The sequence below is a fragment of the Mycobacterium terramassiliense genome (assembly GCF_900157385.1).
In the GTDB taxonomy this organism is placed as follows: Bacteria; Actinomycetota; Actinomycetes; order Mycobacteriales; family Mycobacteriaceae; genus Mycobacterium; species Mycobacterium terramassiliense.
This window is the reverse complement of record NZ_LT717698.1, coordinates 396,678-417,365: the sequence shown is the minus strand read 5'-3', so window position 1 is coordinate 417,365 and position 20,688 is coordinate 396,678. Positions and strand designations below refer to the sequence as shown.

The window sequence follows — 20,688 nt, the reverse complement described above, 5'->3', positions numbered from 1 at the left end:
ACCGGCCGGATAACGACTTGAGCTGCTCTGGGACAATGAACAACGTGACCCCTTCCCAACCGTCGCCGATCGCGCGCATTGACCTGCGCGGCGCGGAGCTGACGGCCGCCCGGCTGCGGGCCGCGCTGCCCCGCGGCGGCGCCGACGTGGACAGCGTGCTGCCCACGGTGCGCCCGATCGTGGCGGCCGTCGCCGAGCGCGGGGCCGACGCGGCGCTGGAGTACGGGGCGTCGTTCGACGGGGTGCGCCCGGCGGCCGTGCGGGTGCCCGGCGCGGCGCTCGACACGGCGCTGACGGAGCTGCACCCCGACGTGTCCGAGGCATTGCGGGTGATGATCGAACGCGCCCGCGCCGTGCACGCCGACCAGCGGCGCGCGGACGTCACCACCACCCTGGGCCCGGGGGCGACGGTGACCGAACGCTGGGTACCCGTCGAGCGCGTCGGCCTGTACGTGCCGGGCGGCAACGCGGTGTACCCGTCGAGCGTCGTGATGAACGTGGTGCCGGCGCAGGCCGCCGGGGTCGGCTCGCTGGTGGTGGCCAGCCCGCCGCAGGCCCGCTTTGACGGGCTGCCGCACCCGACGATCCTGGCCGCGGCCCGGCTGCTGGGCGTCCAAGAGGTGTGGGCCGTCGGCGGCGCGCAGGCCGTCGCGCTGCTGGCCTACGGCGGCACCGACACCGACGGTTCGGAACTCGCGCCCGTCGACATGATCACCGGGCCCGGCAACATCTACGTCACCGCGGCCAAGCGGCTGTGCCGCTCGCGGGTGGGCATCGACGCCGAGGCCGGGCCGACGGAGATCGCGATCCTGGCCGACCACACCGCCGATCCCGCGCACGTGGCCGCCGACCTGATCAGCCAGGCCGAGCACGACGAGATGGCCGGCAGCGTGCTGGTGACCCCGAGCGAGCACCTGGCCGCGGCCACCGAGGCCGAGCTGGCCGCCCAGCTGCGAACGACGGTGCACCGCGACCGCGTGACGACCGCGCTGCGTGGATCGCAGTCGGCGATCATCCTGGTCGACGACCTGGACTCCGGCGTCGAGGTCGTCAACGCCTACGCGGCCGAGCACCTGGAGATCCAGACCGTCGACGCGTCGCGGGTGGCCGGGCGAATCCGTTCGGCCGGAGCGATTTTCGTCGGCCCCTACGCGCCGGTCAGCCTCGGCGACTACTGCGCCGGGTCCAACCACGTGCTGCCGACCGGCGGCTCGGCCCGGCATTCCAGCGGCCTGTCGGTGCAGACCTTCCTGCGCGGCATCCACGTCGTGGACTACACCGAGGCGGCGCTCAAGGACGTGTCCGGACACGTGGTCACGCTGGCCAAGGCCGAGGACCTGCCGGCGCACGGCGAGGCGGTACGGCGGAGGTTCGAGCGATGACCGAACCCAAAAATCCGACGCTGGACGACCTGCCCCTGCGCGACGACCTGCGCGGCAAATCGCCCTACGGGGCACCGCAATTGGCGGTTCCGGTGCGGCTGAACACCAACGAGAACCCGCACCCCCCGACCCGGGCGCTGGTCGACGACGTGGTGCGGTCGGTGGGCGAGGCCGCCGCGGAGCTGCACCGGTATCCCGATCGCGACGCCGTGGCGCTGCGCCGCGACCTGGCGGCCTACCTCACCGCGCAGACCGGCACCCTGCTGACAGTCGAAAACCTCTGGGCCGCCAACGGTTCCAACGAGATCCTGCAGCAGCTGCTGCAGGCGTTCGGCGGGCCGGGGCGCACCGCGATCGGGTTCGTCCCGTCCTACTCGATGCACCCCATCATCGCCGACGGCACCCGCACCGAGTGGCTCGAGGCCGGACGCGCCGACGACTTCAGCCTCGACGTGGAGGCGGCGGTCGCCGCCGTCGCCGAACGCCAACCCGACGTCGTGTTCATCGCCAGCCCCAACAACCCGTCGGGACAGAGCGTTTCGCTGCCGGAGCTGCGCCGGCTGCTCGAGGTGGTGCCGGGCATCCTGATCGTCGACGAGGCCTACGGCGAATTCTCCTCGCAGCCCAGCGCGGTGGCGCTGATCGAGGAGTACCCGACCAAGCTCGTCGTCACCCGCACCATGAGCAAGGCGTTCGCGTTCGCCGGCGGCCGGCTCGGATACCTCATCGCCACGCCGGCGATGATCGACGCGATGCTGCTGGTGCGGCTGCCCTATCACCTGTCGTCGGTCACCCAGGCCGCGGCCCGGGCCGCGCTGCGCCACGCCGACGACACGCTGGGCAGCGTCGCCACCCTGATCGCCGAGCGGCAGCGCGTCACCAAGGCGTTGAGCGGCATGGGATTTCGGGTCATCCCGAGCGACGCCAACTTCGTGCTGTTCGGGGAGTTCGCCGACGCCCCGGCCACCTGGCAGCGCTACCTGGAGGCCGGCGTCTTGATCCGTGACGTCGGGATTGCGGGCTACCTGCGCGCCACCACGGGGCTGGCCGAGGAGAACGATGCGTTCCTGCGCGTCAGCGCCCAGATCGCGGCCACCGAATTGGCCCCCGCCACACCAGTAGGAGCCCAGTGAGCACCGAAGCACGACGCGCGCGCATCGAGCGGCGTACCAAGGAATCCGACATCGTCGTCGAGCTGAACCTCGACGGCACCGGCCAGGTTGACGTCGACACCGGCGTGCCGTTCTACGACCACATGCTGACGGCCCTGGGTAGCCACGCCAGCTTCGACCTGACGGTGCGCACCAAGGGCGATGTCGAGATCGAGGGCCACCACACCATCGAGGACACCGCGATCGCGCTGGGCCAGGCCCTCGGGCAGGCCCTGGGCGACAAGAAGGGCATCCGCCGCTTCGGGGACGCCTTCATCCCGATGGACGAGGCGCTGGCGCACGCCGCGGTCGACGTGTCCGGCCGCCCCTACTGCGTGCACACGGGCGAGCCGGATCACCTGCAGCACACCACGATCGCCGGTGGCTCGGTGCCCTACCACACCGTCGTCAACCGGCACGTGTTCGAAACGCTGGCCTCCAACGCCCGCATCGCGCTGCACGTCCGCGTCCTGCACGGACGCGACCCGCACCACATCACCGAGGCCGAGTACAAGGCGGTGGCCCGCGCGCTGCGCCAGGCCGTCGAGCTCGATCCCCGGGTATCGGGCGTGCCGTCCACCAAAGGTGTTCTGTGACGAAATCGGTTGTGGTCCTGGACTACGGCTCGGGCAACCTGCGGTCGGCCCAGCGCGCGCTGCAGCGGGTCGGCGCGTCGGTGGAGGTGACCGCCGACGCGGACGCCGCGGCGGCCGCCGATGGGCTGGTGGTGCCCGGCGTCGGCGCCTTCGAGGCGTGCATGACGGGGCTGCGCAAGATCGCGGGGGAGCGGATCATCGCCGAGCGGGTGGCCGCCGGGCGTCCGGTGCTGGGGGTGTGCGTCGGCATGCAGATCCTGTTCGCCCGCGGCGTCGAATTCGGGGTGGAGACCAAGGGCTGCGGGCAGTGGCCGGGCGCCGTCACCCGCCTGGACGCCCCGGTGATCCCGCACATGGGCTGGAACGTGGTGGCTTCCGGGCCGGGCAGCGTCCTGTTCAAAGGGCTGGACGCCGGCGCCCGGTTCTATTTCGTGCACTCCTACGCCGCGCAGCGCTGGGAGGGCTCGGGCGGGGCGGTGCTGACGTGGGCCACCCACCAGGTGCCGTTTTTGGCCGCGGTCGAGGACGGGCCGCTGTCGGCCACCCAATTCCACCCGGAAAAGAGCGGCGACGCCGGCGCGGCCGTGTTGAGCAATTGGGTCGAGGGACTGTGAACACCTTCGCGAAAGTGCAACCGGCGACGCAAACGCCGAGAAGAGGCGTCGCCAGTGGCACTTTCGGCGCTCGGGAGGGGCTGTGTTGATTCTGTTACCGGCGGTCGACGTGGTCGACGGCCGCGCCGTGCGCCTGGTGCAGGGCAAGGCCGGCAGCGAAACCGAGTACGGCTCGGCGCTCGACGCCGCGCTGGGCTGGCAGCGCGACGGGGCCGAGTGGATCCACCTGGTCGATTTGGACGCCGCGTTCGGGCGCGGCTCCAACCGGGAGCTGCTCGCCGAGGTGGTGGGCAAGCTCGACGTCGCCGTGGAGCTCTCCGGCGGCATCCGCGACGACGACTCGCTGGCCGCCGCGCTGGCCACCGGGTGCGCGCGGGTCAACCTGGGCACCGCGGCGCTGGAGGACCCGCAATGGTGCGCCCGGGCGATCGGCGAGCACGGCGACAAGGTCGCCGTCGGCCTGGACGTGCAGGTCGACAAAAACAATCCAGCGGGCGAGCACCGGTTGCGGGGGCGCGGCTGGGAGACCGATGGCGGCGACCTGTGGGAGGTGCTGGAACGCCTTGACGGTCAAGGGTGTTCGCGGTTCGTCGTCACCGACGTCACCAAGGACGGCACGCTCGGAGGGCCCAATCTCGAGCTGCTGGCCGCCGTGGCCGACCGCACCGAGGCGCCGGTGATCGCGTCGGGTGGCGTGTCCAGCCTGGACGACCTGCGCGCCATCGCCACGCTCACCAACCGCGGGGTCGAGGGCGCCATCGTGGGCAAGGCGCTCTACGCCGGGCGGTTCACCCTGCCGCAGGCGCTGGCCGCGGTGAGGGCGTAGGCGCATGGACCTCAACGCACTGGTGTCGGTGGCGTCGAAGATCCTCGATGCCGCCGTGCCGCGCTTCCTGGACGGACACCGCGCCGACTCCGCGGTTGCCAAGAAGGGCAACGACTTTGCCACCGAGGTCGATCTCGCGATCGAGCGGCAGGTCGTCACCGCGCTGCAGGCCACCACCGGGATCGGCGTGCACGGGGAGGAGTTCGGCGGCACCGACGTGGACTCGCCGTGGGTGTGGGTGCTGGATCCCGTGGACGGCACCTTCAACTACGCCGCCGGGTCGCCGATGGCCGCGATCCTGCTGGCCCTGCTGCACGACGGCGAACCGGTGGCGGGCCTGACCTGGTTGCCGTTCATCGACGAGCGCTACACCGCCGTCGCGGGCGGCCCGCTGGTCAAAAACGGTGCGCCGCAGCCGCCGCTGGAAATCACGGGGCTGGGTGAGAGCCTCCTCGCGGTCGGCACGTTCAGCGCGGACTCGCGGGGCCGGTTCCCGGGGCGCTACCGGATTGCGCTGCTGGAGAACCTGAGCCGGGTGTCCTCGCGGTTGCGCATGCACGGGTCAACCGGGATCGACCTCGCCTACGTCGCCGACGGGATCGTCAGTGCCGCAATAACTTTCGGCGGCCACGTATGGGACCACGCCGCCGGTGTGGCGCAGGTGCGGGCCGCCGGTGGCATCGTCACCGACCTGGCCGGCAAACCGTGGACCCCCGTGTCGGACTCGGTGCTGGCCGCCGCGCCCGGCGCGCACGGGGAGATCCTCGACATCCTGAGCGCCGTCGGCGATCCGGGGGACTACTAAGATGTACGCCGACACCGGTCTCGCCGTGCGCGTGATCCCCTGCCTGGACGTCGACGCCGGGCGGGTGGTCAAGGGCGTCAACTTCGAAAACCTCCGCGACGCAGGCGATCCCGTGGAACTGGCGGCGGCCTACGATGCGGAGGGCGCCGACGAGCTGACCTTCCTCGACGTGACGGCGTCCTCGTCGGGCCGGGCGACGATGCTCGAGGTGGTGCGCCGCACCGCCGAGCAGGTGTTCATCCCGCTCACGGTCGGCGGCGGGGTGCGCACGGTGGCTGACGTCGACACGCTGCTGCGCGCCGGGGCCGACAAGGTTTCGGTCAACACAGCCGCGATCGCCCGCCCCGACCTGTTGGCGGAAATGGCAACGCAATTCGGCTCGCAATGCATCGTGCTGTCCGTCGACGCCCGCGCGGTGCCAATCAGGCCCGATGGGCCTAAGCCGACGCCGTCGGGCTGGGAGGTCACCACCCATGGGGGGCGCCGCGGCACCGGCATCGACGCGGTGGAGTGGGCGGCCCGCGGCGCCGACCTCGGGGTGGGCGAGATCCTGCTCAACTCGATGGACGCCGACGGCACCAAGGCCGGGTTCGACCTGCCGATGCTGCGCGCGGTGCGCGCGGCGGTCACGGTGCCGGTGATCGCCAGCGGCGGGGCCGGGGCGGTCGAACACTTCGCGCCCGCCGTCGCCGCCGGGGCGGATGCGGTGTTGGCCGCCAGCGTCTTTCATTTCCGCGAGCTGACGATCGGCCAGGTGAAGGCCGCCATGGCCGCAGAAAAGATCACGGTTCGATGACGCTCGACCCGAACATCGCCGCGCGGCTCAAGCGCAACGCCGAGGGGCTGATCGCCGCCGTCGTGCAGGAGCGCGGCAGCGGCGACGTGCTGATGGTCGCGTGGATGGACGACGACGCGCTGGCCCGCACCCTGGAAACCCGCGAGGCCACGTACTATTCGCGCTCCCGCGGCGAACAATGGATCAAGGGCGCGACGTCCGGCCACACCCAGCGCGTCCACTCGGTGCGCCTGGATTGCGACGGCGACACCGTGCTGCTGACCGTCGACCAGGTCGGCGGCGCCTGCCACACCGGCGACCACAGCTGCTTCGACGCCGACGTGCTGCTGCAACCCTCCGATTAGCCGGGCGCGACGTCCAGCCCCTGGGCGGCGGCGATGGCCGCGCGGGCCCATTCGTGCCGGAACACCGCCGGCGAGATGCGGTCACGCCGAATCATTTCGAGGTCGATGGCCTTCCCGGTGATCACCGCGTTGGGCACCCGGAAGGAGAAGGCGGGCCCCTCGGTGGCGATGGCCAGGATGGCGTCGCTGTCCGTGAAATTGTTGGCCACCATGGCATTTTCGGCCCACTTGAACGGCTTCAGGCCGCCGAAGTTTTGGACGTACACCACCCAGAGCCGGGTGCCGCGCCCGTTGTAGAGCCTCGTGAGGGCCCGGTTCACGGCGTCGTACTCGAGGGGGCCGAGCACGCCCACCTGATCGGTGATCTGGCCCGACAGCTTGATCGCCGAGGGCCCGGCGTTGCCGGGGGGCGCGGTGGCGCCGCCGGGCGCCGGCGGCGCGGCCGATTGGGCGGGCGCGGTCGCGTTGTTGTGCTGGTGATGTCGGGCGCCGAGCGCGCGGACGCCGAAGTAGGCGCCCACCGCCACCACCGCGACGGCGACCAGCGCCCCGATCGCCACCGCCGGTCCCCGGGAGCCGGCGCGCGCCTTGGGCGCTGGCGGCGCGCCGCGGGGCTTGGCGATGACCTCGGTCGGTGCCGGAATGACCTCGGTGGCACCGGCCGTCACCTCGGACGCGGCGGTGCGCAGCTGGCTGCTGAGAGCCGCCGCGAACTCGGCGCACGTCGGGTAGCGCTCTTCGGGTTTCTTGGCGAGCGCCTTGGCGAGGGGGCCGTCGAGGTCGGCCAGCTCGGGGCGGCGTTCGCTGATGCTGGGCGGCGGCGCGGACAGGTGCTGGGTGATGACCACCGCCGGGTTCGAGTGGCGGAAGGGCGCCGACCCGGCCAGCAGGTCGAACGCGGTGCAGCCGAGCGCGTATTGATCGGCGCGCCCGTCCAGATCCGCGCCCTGAAGCTGCTCGGGCGCGCAGTAGGCGGTGGTGCCCACCAGCATGTTGGTCGCGGTCAGCCCGCTGATGTCCCCCAGTTCGCGGGCGATGCCGAAGTCGGCGAGCAGGATCCGTCGCCGGGGGCTCGCTTCGGTCAGCAGGATGTTCGCCGGCTTGACGTCGCGGTGCAGCAGCCCGCGCTCGTGGGCGTAGTCGAGCGCGTCGGCGACGGCCGAAATGATCTCGACGACATCGGCTTTCGGCATCCCCGACGGGTATTTCGTGCGCTGCAGCCTCGCGGCGTCGGTGCCCTCCACGTAGTCCATCGAGATCCACAGCTGCCCGTCGTACTCGCCGCGGTCGTGGATGCCGACGATGTGCTCGTTGTACAGGCTCGCGGCCAGGTCGGCCTCCCGGTTGAACCGCTGCCGGAATTCGTCGTTCGCGGTCAGCTCCCGCGGCAAGATCTTCAGGGCGTCGCGGCGGGGCAGCCGCGGGTGCTGCGCCAGATACACCTGGCCCATGCCGCCGGAACCGAGCCGACGAATGATCGTGTACCCGGCGAACACCTGTCCCTCGGTCAGGCCGTCGCTCCGGCCTCCAGCGCCCGCATCGCTCTTCGGCATGTGAGCATGTTACTGAGGGCCGAGCCCCGAATATGGCAGAAAGGACCTGCCGTGCTGTACCGCCCCACGCTGTACCGGCCGCCACCGCCCCTGGCCGAATACGTCGAATTCTTCGGGCATTGGCGACACCGCGGGTCCAGCTACCGGAGCCGGGCGCTGCCGCGTGGCGCGGTGACCATCGTGTTCGACGTGGGGCTGCGCCAGCGATTGGACTTCTACACCGCCGACGGGGGCACCCGCCTGCCGGTTCCGCCCGCGGTCGTGGCCGGGCCGCACGGCGGGTCGTACATCACCGACATCGCGGCCGACGAGCCCGCCATGGCGATCCACTTCCGGCCCGGCGGCGCTTTCCCGTTCCTCGGCGTTCCGCTCGGCGAGGTGGAAGACCTGGCCGTCGGCCTGGAGGAGATTTGGGGGCGCGGCGGGCGCGCGCTGCACGAGCGCCTCATCGCGGCCCCGTCGGCGGCCGCCCGCTTTGGCATCCTCGAAGACTTTCTGCTGTCGCGGGCGCGGTTCTCGGTGCGCCGCGATCCCGGTGTCGCCGCCGCGCTGGCGGCGATCGAGGCCGATCCCTCGGTGCGGATGGCGGAGGTGCGCCGCCTGACGGGGTGGTCGACCAAGCGCATGATCGCGCTGTTCCGGGCGGAGGTGGGCCTGGCGCCCAAAACCTATGCGCGGGTGCGGCGCCTGCAGGCGGCGCTGCACCGCCTCGGGGAGGGTACGGCGGGCGGGGCGCGTCTCGCGGCCGAAGCCGGCTATTTCGACCAGGCGCATTTCGTTCGCGACTTCCGCTCGTTCACCGCGATGACGCCGACGCAATACGGCCGGCAACGGCTCGTGCTGCCCAGTCATGTCCCGGTCGGGCGGCACAAATATCCAATACCCGCCGCGTCCGGGCGGCCATGATCGGAGCATGGACAGCACCAAAGCCGCCGTAGCGGCCACCGGACTGCTCGCGGCGGCGGTGCGCGCCGAGGAATCTCGCCGCGACGACCCGCTTTTCACCGACCCCTTCGCGGAGCGGTTGGCCGGCGACGACGGTCGACGGTTGCTCGCCGACGCCGTGGCCGCGACCGGACAGTCACCCGCCGAGATCGCAATCCGCACAAGGTTTTTCGACGAGGCGCTGCTTGGCGCGCAGGCCGACGGGGCGTCGCAGGTGGTGATCCTGGCCGCGGGGATGGACGCTCGCGCGTATCGCCTGCCGTGGCGCCCAGGCGCGACCGTCTACGAGGTGGACCAGCCCGAGGTGATCGCGACCAAGGACCGGCGACTGGCCGGCGCACCGGCCCGGTGTCGCCGCGTGCCGGTCGGCATCGACCTCGCCGATGATTGGCCGAAAGCGCTTCTTGGACAGGGATTTACGTCATCGGCCAAGACGGCGTGGTTGGTGGAGGGATTGCTGCAGTACCTCGACGCACCGGCCGTCGACACCCTGTTCGCGCGGGTTGACACGCTGTCGGCCCCGGGGGATGTGTTGTTGTACAACGTGATCGGCCGGGCGTTGCTGGAGGCGCCGTTCCTGCAGTCCACCCGGCAATTCATGCGTCGGCTTGGCGCGCCCTGGACGTTCGGCACCGACGCGCCGGCCGCCCTCGTCGAGCGGCACGGCTGGAGCGCCGTGGTCACCGATGTGGCCGAACCCGGGACCAGGTGGCACCGGTGGGAGCACCCGGTCGTTCCGCTGGACGTGCCCGGCGTACCGCGCGGCTATTTCGTGATCGCCGTCAAGGAAGGCCTGAATACGGCCTGAGCCCGCGGCCGCCGGTCGCGCATCGGGAGGCCCATTCAGTGAGAATGGCGGGCGATGCTAAAACGGCTGCCCTGGACGTCCTGGACCGCGGTGGTGCCGCTGGTCGCCGTCGTCGTGCTGACGGCCACCTGGCACGAGCACCTCGGGCCGGCGCTGATCGCGCTGCAGGCCGCGCTGTTGATCGGCGCCGTGCTGGCCGCCGTGCAGCACGCTGAGGTGGTCGCGGCCCGCGTCGGCGAGCCGTTCGGGTCCCTGGTGCTCGCGGGCGCGGTGACGGTCATCGAGGTGGCCCTGATCGTCGAGCTGATGGCGTCGGGGGGCAACGAGGCGGCCACGCTGGCCCGCGACACCGCGTTCGCCGCGTTCATGATCACCACCAACGGGATCGCCGGTTTGTCGCTGTCGTGGGGCTCCCGTCGGTACGGCGTGACGTTGTTCAACGCCGAGGGCAGCGGGGCCGCGCTGGCCACGCTCACCACGTTGGCGACGCTCAGCCTCGCCCTGCCCGCGTTCACCATCAGCCACCCGGGCAAGGAGTTCTCGCCCGGGCAGCTGATCTTCGCCGCGGTCACGTCGCTGCTGCTGTACCTGTTGTTCGTCTTCACCCAGACCGTCCGCCATCGCGACTTTTTTCTGCCCGTCGCGCAGCGGGGCCAAAAGAAGCTCTTCGAGGAGGACGAGAACCACGCCGATCCGCCGACCGCCCGGTCGGCGCTGATCAGCCTGGTGCTGCTGCTGGTCGCGCTGGTCGCGGTGGTGGGCCTGGCCGAGCAGGAATCGCCGGCGGTCGAACGCCTGGTGACCGCCGCCGGATTCCCGCAGACGTTTGTCGGGGTGGTGATCGCAATGCTGGTGTTGCTGCCCGAGACGCTCGCCGCCGTGCGTGCGGCGCGGCGCGGCCGCATCCAGACCAGCCTGAACCTGGCCTATGGCTCGGCGATGGCCAGCATCGGGCTGACCATCCCGGCCATCGCGCTGGCCAGCATCTGGCTCAAGGGCCCGCTGGTGCTCGGCCTGGCGCCCACCCAGCTGGTGCTGCTCGCGCTGACGGTGGTGATCAGCATGTTGACCGTGGTGCCGGGCCGGGCCACGCGGCTGCAGGGCGAGGTGCACCTGGTGTTGCTGGCCGCGTACGTGTTCCTGGCGGTGATCCCCTGACCGGCGGCGCGCCAGGCTGATACCGCGCTAGGCGGACGAACGCGCCCGCAGCGTCTCCAGCGCCTTGTCGGCGTGGGTGTCCATGCTGAATTCGCTGGCGATGACGTCGAGCACCCTGCGGTCGGTGTCGATGACGAAGGTCGTGCGCTTGACCGGCATCAGCTTGCCCAGCAGGCCGCGCTTGACGCCGAACTGCGTGGCGACGGTGCCCTCGGTGTCCGACAGCAGCGGGTAGTCGAACTTGCGCAGGTCGGCGAACTTGGCCTGTTTCTCCACGGGATCGGCGCTGATGCCGACCCGGTTGGCCCCGACGGCGGCGAATTCCGCGGCCAGATCGCGGAAGTGGCAGGCCTCCTTGGTGCAGCCGGGCGTCATCGCGGCGGGGTAGAAAAACAGGACCACGGGCCCGTCGGCCAGTAGGTCGCTGAGCTTGCGGGGGGTACCCGTCTGGTCGGGGAGCTCGAAGTCGGCCACGGTGTCACCAGGTTTCATGGGCGTCACGCTACGCCGGATTGCCCGACTTCTCGTCGGCCCCTTGCGGGCCGCATCGGCGCCGGGCTACGCCCGATCGACGCGGCGACCCATCTGGGAGGATGGGGCGGTGCACGCCCATCTCGCCGCCACCACGTCACGGGAGGAGTTCCGCCATCTCGCGGCGGAGCACCGTGTGGTTCCGGTGACCCGCAAGGTCTTGGCCGACAGCGAGACTCCGCTGTCGGCCTACCGCAAACTCGCCGCCAACCGGCCCGGCACGTTCCTGCTCGAATCCGCCGAGAACGGCCGGTCGTGGTCGCGATGGTCGTTCGTGGGCGCGGGAGCGCCGTCGGCGCTGACCGTGCGCGACGGCGAGGCGGTGTGGCTGGGCGCCGTGCCGCAGGACGCGCCGACGGGCGGGGACCCGCTGCGCGCGCTGCGGGACACCCTGGAGCTGCTGGCCACCGCCGCGGTGCCCGGGTTGCCGCCGCTGTCCGGCGGCATGGTCGGGTTCTTCGCCTACGACCTGGTGCGCCGCCTGGAACGGCTGCCCGGGCTGGCCGTCGACGACCTGCGGTTGCCCGACTTGGTGCTGCTGCTGGCCACCGACCTGGCGGCCGTCGACCACCACGAGGGCACCATCACGCTGATCGCCAACGCCGTGAACTGGAACGGCACCGACGAGCGGGTCGACGAGGCCTACGACGACGCGGTCGCGCGGCTGGACGTGATGACCGGCGCGCTGGGTCAGCCGCTGCCGTCGACGGTGGCCACGTTCGGCAAGCCGGAGCCGGTGTTCCGGGCGCAGCGCACCGTCGAGGAGTACGGCAAGATCGTCGACTACCTCGTCGAGCAGATCGCTGCCGGCGAGGCGTTCCAGGTGGTGCCCTCGCAGCGCTTCGAGATGGACACCCACGTCGATCCCATCGACGTGTACCGGATGCTGCGGGCCACCAACCCGAGCCCCTACATGTATCTGTTGCACGTGCCCAATAGCGCTGGGGCTACGGACTTTTCGATCGTCGGATCCAGCCCGGAGGCACTGGTCACCGTCGCCGACGGCTGGGCCACCACGCATCCGATCGCCGGAACCCGCTGGCGCGGGCAGACCGACGAAGAGGATCAGCTGCTGGAAAAGGAGCTGCTGGCCGACAACAAGGAGCGGGCCGAGCACCTGATGCTCGTGGACCTGGGCCGCAACGACCTCGGCCGCGTCTGCACGCCGGGCACCGTGCGCGTCGACGACTACAGCCACATCGAACGCTATAGCCACGTCATGCACCTGGTGTCGACGGTGACCGGGATGCTCGGCGAGGGCCGGACCGCGCTGGACGCGGTGACGGCCTGCTTCCCGGCCGGCACGCTGTCGGGCGCGCCCAAGGTGCGGGCCATGGAGCTGATCGAGGAGGTGGAGAAGACGCGCCGCGGCCTCTACGGCGGCGTGGTCGGCTACCTCGACTTCGCCGGCAACGCCGACTTCGCGATCGCCATCCGCACCGCGTTGATGCGCGACGGCACCGCTTTCGTTCAGGCCGGCGGCGGCGTGGTGGCCGATTCCAACGGCCCCTACGAATACACGGAGGCCGCCAACAAGGCACGGGCGGTGCTCAACGCGATCGCGGCCGCCGAGACGCTGACGGCGCCGCAGCCGGGCCGCAATGGCTGATGCGCGCCCGGCCCGGGCGGGCCGGGTCACGATCGTCGTCGCCCAGCTGCTGCTGATGGTGGCCGCGGTGGCGCTGTGGGTGGCGTCGCGCCTGCCGTGGGTGGTGGTGCGCTCGTTCGACGGCCTGGGCCAGCCGAAGCAGGCGACGCTGTCCGGGGGGACGTGGTCGTCGGCGCTGCTGCCGTTGGCGCTGCTCATGCTGGCCACCGCCGTGGCGGCACTCGCCGTGCGCGGCTGGCCGCTGCGGGTGCTGGCGGGGCTGCTGGCGATGGCCAGCCTCGCGGTCGGCTATCTCGGGGTCAGCCTGTGGGTGATTCCCGACGTCGCGGTGCGCGGCGCCGACCTGGCGCACATCCCGGTGATGTTCCTGGTGGGAAGCGAGCGGCGGTACTGGGGGGCCGGGATCGCGGTCGCCGCCGCGGTGTGCACGCTGGCCGCGGCCGTGCTGTTGATGCGGTCGGGGAGCCTGGCCCGCGAAAGCGCAACCAAATACGCCGCGCCCGCGACCCGCCGATCGAATGCGCGACGCGACGACGCCGGCGGGGCGATGCTGGAGGGCAGTGAAATGCCGGAGAACTCGGATATGTCGGAGCGGATGATCTGGGATGCGCTTGACGAGGGACGTGACCCGACCGATCGGGCCCGCGAGTCCGACACCGAGGGTCGGTGACGGGCCGCGCGGCGACGGTCGCTACCCTTCATTGACGTCATCGAAATCGGCTAAGTAAACGTGGCGACAGCGTGATGGCAGTGGGAAGGAACGACAGGCATGAGTCCGGCATCCGTGCTTGACTCCATCCTCGAGGGAGTCCGGGCCGACGTTGCCGCGCGCGAAGCCATTGTCAGCCTGACGGAAATCAAGGCGGCCGCCGCGGCGGCGCCACCACCGCTGGACGTGATGGCCGCCTTGCGTGAGCCCGGTATCGGCGTCATCGCCGAGGTCAAACGCGCCAGCCCGTCGGCGGGTTCGCTAGCGCCCATTGCCGATCCGGCGAAGCTGGCCCAGGCCTACGAAGACGGCGGCGCCCGGATCATCAGCGTGCTGACCGAGGAGCGGCGCTTCCGCGGCTCGCTCGACGACCTTGACGCGGTGCGGGCCGCGGTGTCAATTCCGGTGTTGCGCAAGGACTTTGTGGTGCAGCCCTACCAGATTCACGAGGCGCGCGCGCACGGCGCCGACATGCTGTTGCTGATCGTCGCCGCGCTGGAACAGTCGGCGTTGGTGTCGATGCTGGACCGCACCGAATCGCTCGGCATGACGGCCCTGGTCGAAGTGCACACCGAGGAAGAGGCCGACCGGGCGCTGAAGGCCGGGGCCAATGTCATCGGCGTCAACGCCCGCGACCTCGCGACGCTCGAAGTGGACCGGGATTGCTTCGCCCGCATCGCGCCGGGCCTGCCCAGCAACGTGATCCGGATCGCCGAATCCGGCGTCCGCGGCACCGGCGACCTGCTGGCCTACGCCGGCGCCGGCGCCGACGCGGTTCTGGTCGGCGAGGGTCTGGTCAAAAGCGGCGACCCGCGCGCGGCGGTCGCCGATCTGGTCACCGCGGGCACCCATCCGTCCTGCCCCAAACCGTCGCGTTAGCCGCCGATGAGCTGTCCCCGCGTCGAGAATTGGTGATGGTAGACCTGTCCCGCCCGGAGCTCCCGCTTTCGAGTGCGGCCATCGCCGAACCCACCCGCCACGACCCCGATCCGGGTGGTCATTTCGGCGGCCCCGGTGGTTATGGCGGCCGCTACGTCGCCGAGGCGCTGATGGCGGTGATCGAAGAGGTCACCGCCGCCTACGAGAAGGAACGCGTCAACCCCGACTTCCTCGACACGCTCGACGCGTTGCAGGCCAACTACACCGGCCGCCCCTCGCCGCTGTACGAGGCCACCCGCCTGTCCGAGCACGCCGGCTCGGCACGGATCTTCCTCAAGCGAGAAGACCTGAACCACACCGGATCTCACAAGATCAACAACGTCCTCGGCCAGGCGCTGCTGGCCAAGCGGATGGGCAAGAACCGCGTGATCGCCGAGACCGGGGCCGGGCAGCACGGCGTGGCCACGGCCACGGCCTGCGCGCTGCTCGGACTCGATTGCGTGGTCTACATGGGCGCCGTGGACACCGCCAGGCAGGCGCTCAACGTGGCCCGGATGCGGCTGCTGGGCGCCGAGGTCGTCTCGGTGGAAACCGGCTCCCGGACGCTCAAGGACGCCATCAACGAGGCGTTCCGCGACTGGGTTACCAACGCCGACGACACCTACTACTGCTTCGGCACCGCGGCCGGACCGCATCCGTTCCCCACCATGGTTCGCGACTTCCAGCGCGTCATCGGCCTGGAGACGCGCGTGCAGATCCAGGCGCAGGCGGGCCGGCTGCCCGATGCCGTCACCGCCTGCATCGGCGGGGGATCCAATGCGATCGGAATCTTCCACGCCTTCATCGATGATCCCGGCGTGCGGCTGGTCGGATTCGAGGCGGCCGGCGACGGCGTCGAGACCGGCAGGCATGCGGCGACGTTCAGCGGCGGTTCGCCCGGGGCCTTCCAGGGGTCGTTCTCCTACCTGCTGCAGGACGAGGACGGCCAGACGGTCGAATCCCATTCGATCTCAGCGGGTCTGGACTATCCCGGCGTGGGCCCCGAACACGCCTGGCTCCGCGAAACCGGACGCGCCGAGTACCGGCCCATCACCGACGCCGAAGCGATGGACGCGTTCGGCCTGCTGTGCCGCACCGAAGGCATCATCCCGGCCATCGAATCGGCGCACGCGGTGGCCGGGGCGCTGCGGCTCGGCGCCGAATTGGGCAGTGGCGCCGTCATCGTGGTCAACCTGTCGGGCCGCGGCGACAAGGACGTCGCGACGGCCGCGAAGTGGTTCGGCATCTTGGGGTCCGACGAGCAATGACCGTGCAACAGAGCGAGGCGAGCCGGCTGGGCCCGGCTTTCGAGTCCTGCCGCGGTGAGCACCGCGCGGCGCTGATCGGTTATTTGCCCACCGGCTACCCCGACGTGCCCACCTCCATCGACGCGATGACCGCCCTCGTCGAATGTGGTTGCGACATTATCGAAGTCGGCGTGCCCTATTCGGATCCCGGCATGGACGGCCCGACCATCGCCCGCGCGACCGAGGCCGCGCTGCACGGGGGAGTGCGGGTACGGGACACGCTGGCCGCGGTCGACGCGATCAGCGCGGCCGGCGGCCGCGCGGTGGTGATGACGTACTGGAATCCGGTGCTGCGCTACGGCGTTGACACGTTCGCCCGGGATTTGGCGGCGGCCGGCGGGCACGGCCTGATCACCCCCGACCTCATCCCCGACGAAGCCGGGCAGTGGCTGGCGGCCTCCGACGCCCATCGGCTGGATCGCATCTTCCTGGTGGCGCCCTCCTCGACGCCGGAGCGGCTGGCGACCACGGTGCAGGCATCGCGCGGCTTCGTCTATGCGGCCTCGACGATGGGTGTCACCGGGGCTCGTGACGCGGTGTCGCACGCCGCGCCCGAGCTGGTGCGTCGGGTCAGGGAGGTGTCCGACATCCCCGTCGGCGTCGGCCTGGGTGTGCGGTCGCGGGACCAGGCCGCGCAGATCGCCGGCTACGCCGACGGCGTCATCGTCGGGTCCGCGCTGGTATCGGCGCTGGGCGACGGCGGTCTGCCCGCCCTGCGCGCGCTGACCGAGGAGTTGGCCGCCGGCGTGCGCCATCGGGCGGCCGCGTCATGACGCGGGTGCTCGCGTATTTCCCCAGCCCGCCGCGGGGCGTGTGGCACCTCGGGCCGCTGCCCATTCGCGCCTACGCGCTGTTCATCATCGCCGGCATCGTGGTTGCGCTGATGATCGGCGACCGGCGCTGGGAGGCCCGAGGCGGCCAGCGCGGCGTCATCTACGACATCGCGCTGTGGGCCGTGCCGTTCGGATTGGTGGGCGGCCGGCTCTATCACTTGGCCACCGATTGGCGGACCTACTGGGGTCCGGGCGGCGCCGGGTTCGGCGCGGCGCTGCGAATCTGGGACGGCGGCCTGGGCATCTGGGGCGCGGTGGCGCTGGGCGGCGTCGGCGCGTGGATCGCCTGCCGGCGCCGGGGAATTCCGCTGCCCGCCTTCGGGGATGCCATTGCCCCGGGAATTATCCTGGCGCAGGCCATCGGTCGGCTCGGCAACTATTTCAACCAGGAGCTCTACGGCCGCGAAACCGCGGTGCCGTGGGGTTTGCAGATCTTCTACCGGCGCGACCCCTCCGGATACGTGGATCCGCATTCGCTCGACGGCGTTTCGACCGGGCAGGTCGCGTTCGTGGTGCACCCGACGTTCCTCTACGAATTGATCTGGAACGTCCTGGTTTTCGTCGCGTTGATCTACGTGGACCGGCGGTTCAAGTTCGGTCACGGGCGACTGTTCGCGTTGTATGTCGCCGGCTACTGCGTCGGGCGCTTCGGCGTCGAGCTGCTGCGCAACGACACGGCCACGCTGATCGCCGGGATCCGGATCAACGTGTTCACATCGACTTTCGTGTTCATCGGGGCCGTGGTGTACATCATCCTGGCGCCGAAGGGCCGCGAAGACCCCGCGAGCCTGCACACCGGCTATCCCGTGCCGGAGAACGCGCCGGCACCCAAGCCGCAGACCGAACCCGAACCCGAGCCGATCACCGGCGCTTCGGTGGTGGCGGCGGCCACGGTCGCCGGTGTCCTGTCGGCGGGCAAGACGGCGAGACGGTTGATTCCGCGGAGACGGTCGAAACCGGTCGCGGCCGTGGAAGCGGAAGCCGAAACCGAGGCCGTGAAAACGGAAGCCGAAGTTCCGGAGTCGCACACCGCCGAGCCTGAAACGGCAGAGGCCGAGACCGCGGGCGCGGAACCGGTGGCCGATGAGGCCCAAACCGCCGAGGTTGCCCCACCCGAAGCGGAAGAAGCGGCCGAATCCGACGCCGCCGTAGCCGAGGTTGCGGCGCCCGAATCTCAAGAGCCGGAACACGAAGCGGAAGAGGCCGAGACCGAGGAGCCGCAAGCCGAAGTCGCGGAGGCCGAAGCGGAACAAGCGGAAGCCGAAGAGACCAAAGCGGAACAACCGGAGGCCGAGGAGGCCGGGGAGGCCGAGGAGCCGGAGGCCGAAGTCGCCGAGGGCGAGGCCGCCGTGGCGGAGGCCGGGGAAACCGAAACCGCGGAGCCGGAAGCCGAGGAGGCCACGGAGGAAGAACCGGAAGCCGAGGAGGCCGAGGAGCCGGAAGCCGAGGAGGCCGAGGAGGGCGAGGAGGCGGAAGCCGAAGTCGCCGAGGGCGAGGCCGCCGTGGCGGAGGCCGGGGAAACCGAAACCGCGGAGCCGGAAGCCGAGGAGGCCGAGGAGGAAGAACCGGAAGCCGAGGAGGCCGAGGAGGCCGAGGAGGCCGAGGAGGCCGAGGCCACGGAGGCCACGGAGGCCGAGGTTGCCGAACCCGGACCCGAAGACCTTGAAGCGAAGCCTGAAGACCTTGAAGCCGAGCCCGAAGACGAAGAGCCCGAAGCCGATTCGGAACCCGAGCCGGACGCCGCGGACGCCGCGGCCGACGAGGCCGCGGTGGAGACCTCGGCCGCAACGCGGAGGCGAGTGAGCTTCCGACTGCGGAACCGGCGGGGCCGCTAGCGGCCAAGCCCGTCCAACGTCGGGTTGTTGCGCCAGATCCGTGGTTCCGCGCAACTACTCGACGTTCGGCGCACTAAGGTTGAGAACGTGAACCGGACGTACGCCGCGGCGGGCACCGGCGCGCTGCTGGCTGGCGCGGTCGGTTACGTCGCGCTGGTCGATCCGCACAACACGCACTCGGTCTATCCGCTGTGCCCGTTCAAGTGGCTCACCGGCTGGAATTGCCCGCTGTGCGGCGGCCTTCGCATGACGCACGACCTGCTGCACGGTGACCTGATGGCCACCATCAACGACAACGTCTTGCTCCTGTTTGCCATCCCGGCGCTCGCCGGTTGGATTCTGCTGCGCCGCCGTCGCGGCAAGCCGGTGCTGTCGACGCCCGCGGTGGTGACGGTCACGGCCGTGGCGATCGCGTGGACGGTGCTGCGCAACCTGCCGGGCTTCCCTCTTGTTCCGACCGTCCTCAGTGGGTAGCCGCGCTGCGTCCAATCGGTTAACTCGGGCTGCGCCCGCGCCGCACGACTATGCTGGTTCGCCGTGAGTAGACGCGGGAAGATCGTCTGCACTTTAGGCCCGGCAACAAACTCCGACGAACTGATCCTGGCGCTGGTAGAGGCCGGAATGGACGTCGCTCGAATGAACTTCAGCCACGGGGACTACGCCGACCACAAGGCCGCCTACGACCGCGTGCGGGCCGCCTCCGACACGACCGGCCGCGCGGTCGGCGTGCTGGCCGACCTGCAGGGCCCCAAGATCAGGCTGGGACGCTTCGCCACCGGCCCCACGTTTTGGGCGGACGGGGAAACGGTCCGCATCACCGTCGCCGAATGCGAAGGCAGCCACGACCGCGTCTCGACCACCTACAAAAAGTTGGCCAAGGATGCCGTGGTCGGTGACCGCATCCTGGTCGACGACGGCAAGGTGTGCCTCGTGGTGGAGGCCATCGACGGCGACGACGTGGTCTGCACCGTCGTCGAAGGCGGGCCGGTGAGCAACAACAAGGGCCTTTCACTGCCCGGCGTGAACGTGTCCGCCCCCGCCCTATCGGAAAAAGACATCGAGGATCTGACCTTCGCGCTCAACCTGGGTGTCGACCTGGTGGCGCTGTCGTTCGTGCGCTCGCCGTCCGACGTCGAGCTCGTGCACGAGGTGATGGACCGGATCGGGCGGCGGGTCCCGGTGATCGCCAAGCTGGAAAAGCCCGAAGCCGTCGACAACCTGGAAGCCATCGTGCTGGCATTCGACGGCATCATGGTGGCCCGCGGCGACCTGGGTGTCGAGCTGCCCCTCGAAGAGGTTCCACTGGTGCAGAAGCGGGCGATCCAAATCGCCAGGGAGAACGCGAAACCCGTCATCGTGGCGACCCAGATGCTCGACTCGATGATCGAGAACTCGCGGCCCACCCGGGCCGAGGCCTCCGACGTCGCCAACGCCGTGCTCGACGGCGCCGACGCGTTGATGCTGTCGGGGGAGACGTCGGTGGGCAAGTATCCGATGGCCGCGGTTCGGACGATGTCGCGCATCGTCTGCGCGGTCGAGGAGAACTCCACCGCCGCGCCGCCGCTGACGCACGTGCCCCGCACCAAACGGGGCGTGATCTCCTACGCCGCCCGCGACATCGGCGAGCGGCTCGACGCGAAGGCCTTGGTCGCCTTCACCCAATCCGGTGACACCGTCAAACGGCTCGCGCGCCTGCACACCCCGCTGCCGCTGCTCGCCTTCACCGCGTGGCCCGAGGTCCGCAGCCAGCTCGCCATGACCTGGGGCACCGAAACCTTCATCGTCCCGATGATGACGTCGACCGACGGCATGATCCGCCAGGTCGACAAGTCGCTGCTCGAGCTCGGCCGCTACAAGCGCGGCGACCTGGTGGTCATCGTCGCCGGCGCGCCACCTGGCACAGTAGGGTCGACAAATCTGATCCACGTGCACCGGATCGGGGAGGACGACGTCTAGCGCGTGGACCCG

At 70.7% G+C, this 20,688-nt stretch carries 21 protein-coding genes; 19 read left to right on the top strand and 2 right to left on the bottom strand.

The features are described 5' to 3' along the window. Positions 1–68: 68 nt before the first annotated feature. From hisD to hisI, 8 genes are all read left to right on the top strand, one after another. Positions 69–1,382 (top strand): histidinol dehydrogenase, encoded by a 1,314-nt coding sequence (hisD, locus tag MTAB308_RS03965; RefSeq protein ID WP_425436180.1) that lies wholly within the window; start codon positions 69–71, stop codon positions 1,380–1,382. Beyond that, positions 1,379–2,515, top strand: coding sequence for a histidinol-phosphate transaminase (locus tag MTAB308_RS03960; RefSeq protein WP_077098075.1), 1,137 nt, complete (start codon positions 1,379–1,381; stop codon positions 2,513–2,515). Before hisD ends, MTAB308_RS03960 begins: the two co-directional genes overlap by 4 nt. Then, entirely contained in the window at positions 2,512–3,129 is a 618-nt protein-coding gene (hisB, locus tag MTAB308_RS03955) for an imidazoleglycerol-phosphate dehydratase HisB (protein ID WP_077098073.1), read from the top strand. The genes MTAB308_RS03960 and hisB overlap by 4 nt, the downstream gene beginning before the upstream one ends. Continuing rightward, a complete protein-coding gene (gene hisH, locus MTAB308_RS03950) occupies positions 3,126–3,743 on the top strand; it encodes an imidazole glycerol phosphate synthase subunit HisH (protein ID WP_077098071.1) in 618 nt (205 codons plus the stop codon). Before hisB ends, hisH begins: the two co-directional genes overlap by 4 nt. An 82-nt stretch (positions 3,744–3,825) precedes the next feature. Further along, positions 3,826–4,569, top strand: a complete 744-nt coding sequence (priA, locus tag MTAB308_RS03945) for a bifunctional 1-(5-phosphoribosyl)-5-((5-phosphoribosylamino)methylideneamino)imidazole-4-carboxamide isomerase/phosphoribosylanthranilate isomerase PriA (protein WP_077098069.1) — start codon at positions 3,826–3,828, stop codon at positions 4,567–4,569. A 4-nt stretch (positions 4,570–4,573) separates the two neighbouring features. Continuing rightward, positions 4,574–5,374, top strand: a complete 801-nt coding sequence (locus MTAB308_RS03940) for an inositol monophosphatase family protein (RefSeq protein WP_077098067.1) — start codon at positions 4,574–4,576, stop codon at positions 5,372–5,374. Between the two features lies 1 nt (position 5,375). Continuing rightward, positions 5,376–6,170 carry an imidazole glycerol phosphate synthase subunit HisF gene (gene hisF, locus MTAB308_RS03935; RefSeq protein WP_077098065.1) on the top strand — a complete coding sequence of 265 codons (795 nt, stop codon included), beginning with the start codon at positions 5,376–5,378 and terminating at the stop codon, positions 6,168–6,170. Next, entirely contained in the window at positions 6,167–6,514 is a 348-nt protein-coding gene (gene hisI, locus MTAB308_RS03930) for a phosphoribosyl-AMP cyclohydrolase (RefSeq protein ID WP_077098063.1), read from the top strand. The genes hisF and hisI overlap by 4 nt, the downstream gene beginning before the upstream one ends. Here hisI and MTAB308_RS03925 read toward each other — a convergent pair. Next, on the bottom strand, positions 6,511–8,067 hold the full coding sequence (locus MTAB308_RS03925; protein WP_077098061.1) for a serine/threonine-protein kinase: 1,557 nt from the start codon (positions 8,065–8,067) through the stop codon (positions 6,511–6,513). The genes hisI and MTAB308_RS03925 overlap by 4 nt on opposite strands. A 54-nt stretch (positions 8,068–8,121) precedes the next feature. On the opposite strand from MTAB308_RS03925, the gene MTAB308_RS03920 reads away from it, so the two are divergent. From MTAB308_RS03920 to MTAB308_RS03910, 3 genes are read left to right on the top strand one after another with little or no spacing between them, the layout of a single operon-like run. After that, positions 8,122–8,973, top strand: coding sequence for a helix-turn-helix domain-containing protein (locus MTAB308_RS03920; protein ID WP_425436179.1), 852 nt, complete (start codon positions 8,122–8,124; stop codon positions 8,971–8,973). A gap of 7 nt (positions 8,974–8,980) precedes the next feature. Beyond that, positions 8,981–9,820 (top strand): SAM-dependent methyltransferase, encoded by an 840-nt coding sequence (locus MTAB308_RS03915; protein WP_077098059.1) that lies wholly within the window; start codon positions 8,981–8,983, stop codon positions 9,818–9,820. A 54-nt stretch (positions 9,821–9,874) separates the two neighbouring features. Next, the gene (locus MTAB308_RS03910; RefSeq protein WP_077098057.1) at positions 9,875–10,978 is read left to right on the top strand and encodes a calcium:cation antiporter; all 1,104 of its coding nucleotides are present in this window, start codon (positions 9,875–9,877) and stop codon (positions 10,976–10,978) included. A 27-nt stretch (positions 10,979–11,005) separates the two neighbouring features. Here MTAB308_RS03910 and MTAB308_RS03905 read toward each other — a convergent pair whose 3' ends face one another. After that, positions 11,006–11,470, bottom strand: coding sequence for a peroxiredoxin (locus MTAB308_RS03905; protein WP_077098055.1), 465 nt, complete (start codon positions 11,468–11,470; stop codon positions 11,006–11,008). A 109-nt stretch (positions 11,471–11,579) separates the two neighbouring features. Between MTAB308_RS03905 and MTAB308_RS03900 the strand changes: the two genes are divergently transcribed. The 8 genes from MTAB308_RS03900 to pyk all read left to right on the top strand — a co-directional run bounded on the left by MTAB308_RS03900 (position 11,580) and on the right by pyk (position 20,676). After that, positions 11,580–13,118 (top strand): anthranilate synthase component I, encoded by a 1,539-nt coding sequence (locus tag MTAB308_RS03900; protein WP_077098052.1) that lies wholly within the window; start codon positions 11,580–11,582, stop codon positions 13,116–13,118. Next, a complete protein-coding gene (locus MTAB308_RS03895; RefSeq protein WP_077098050.1) occupies positions 13,111–13,788 on the top strand; it encodes a TIGR02234 family membrane protein in 678 nt (225 codons plus the stop codon). The genes MTAB308_RS03900 and MTAB308_RS03895 overlap by 8 nt, the downstream gene beginning before the upstream one ends. 99 nt (positions 13,789–13,887) lie before the next feature. After that, complete coding sequence (gene trpC, locus MTAB308_RS03890; protein WP_077098048.1) at positions 13,888–14,706, top strand: indole-3-glycerol phosphate synthase TrpC; 819 nt, start codon at positions 13,888–13,890, stop codon at positions 14,704–14,706. 32 nt (positions 14,707–14,738) lie between these two features. Further along, positions 14,739–16,013, top strand: coding sequence for a tryptophan synthase subunit beta (gene trpB, locus MTAB308_RS03885; RefSeq protein WP_216823643.1), 1,275 nt, complete (start codon positions 14,739–14,741; stop codon positions 16,011–16,013). Next, a complete protein-coding gene (gene trpA / locus MTAB308_RS03880; RefSeq protein WP_077098044.1) occupies positions 16,010–16,825 on the top strand; it encodes a tryptophan synthase subunit alpha in 816 nt (271 codons plus the stop codon). Before trpB ends, trpA begins: the two co-directional genes overlap by 4 nt. Further along, entirely contained in the window at positions 16,822–18,720 is a 1,899-nt protein-coding gene (locus MTAB308_RS03875; protein WP_077098042.1) for a prolipoprotein diacylglyceryl transferase, read from the top strand. Before trpA ends, MTAB308_RS03875 begins: the two co-directional genes overlap by 4 nt. Positions 18,721–18,807: 87 nt before the next feature. Next, entirely contained in the window at positions 18,808–19,194 is a 387-nt protein-coding gene (locus tag MTAB308_RS03870; RefSeq protein ID WP_108637181.1) for a DUF2752 domain-containing protein, read from the top strand. Positions 19,195–19,257: 63 nt separating this feature from the next. Next, entirely contained in the window at positions 19,258–20,676 is a 1,419-nt protein-coding gene (pyk, locus tag MTAB308_RS03865; RefSeq protein WP_077098040.1) for a pyruvate kinase, read from the top strand. Positions 20,677–20,688: the final 12 nt, after the last annotated feature.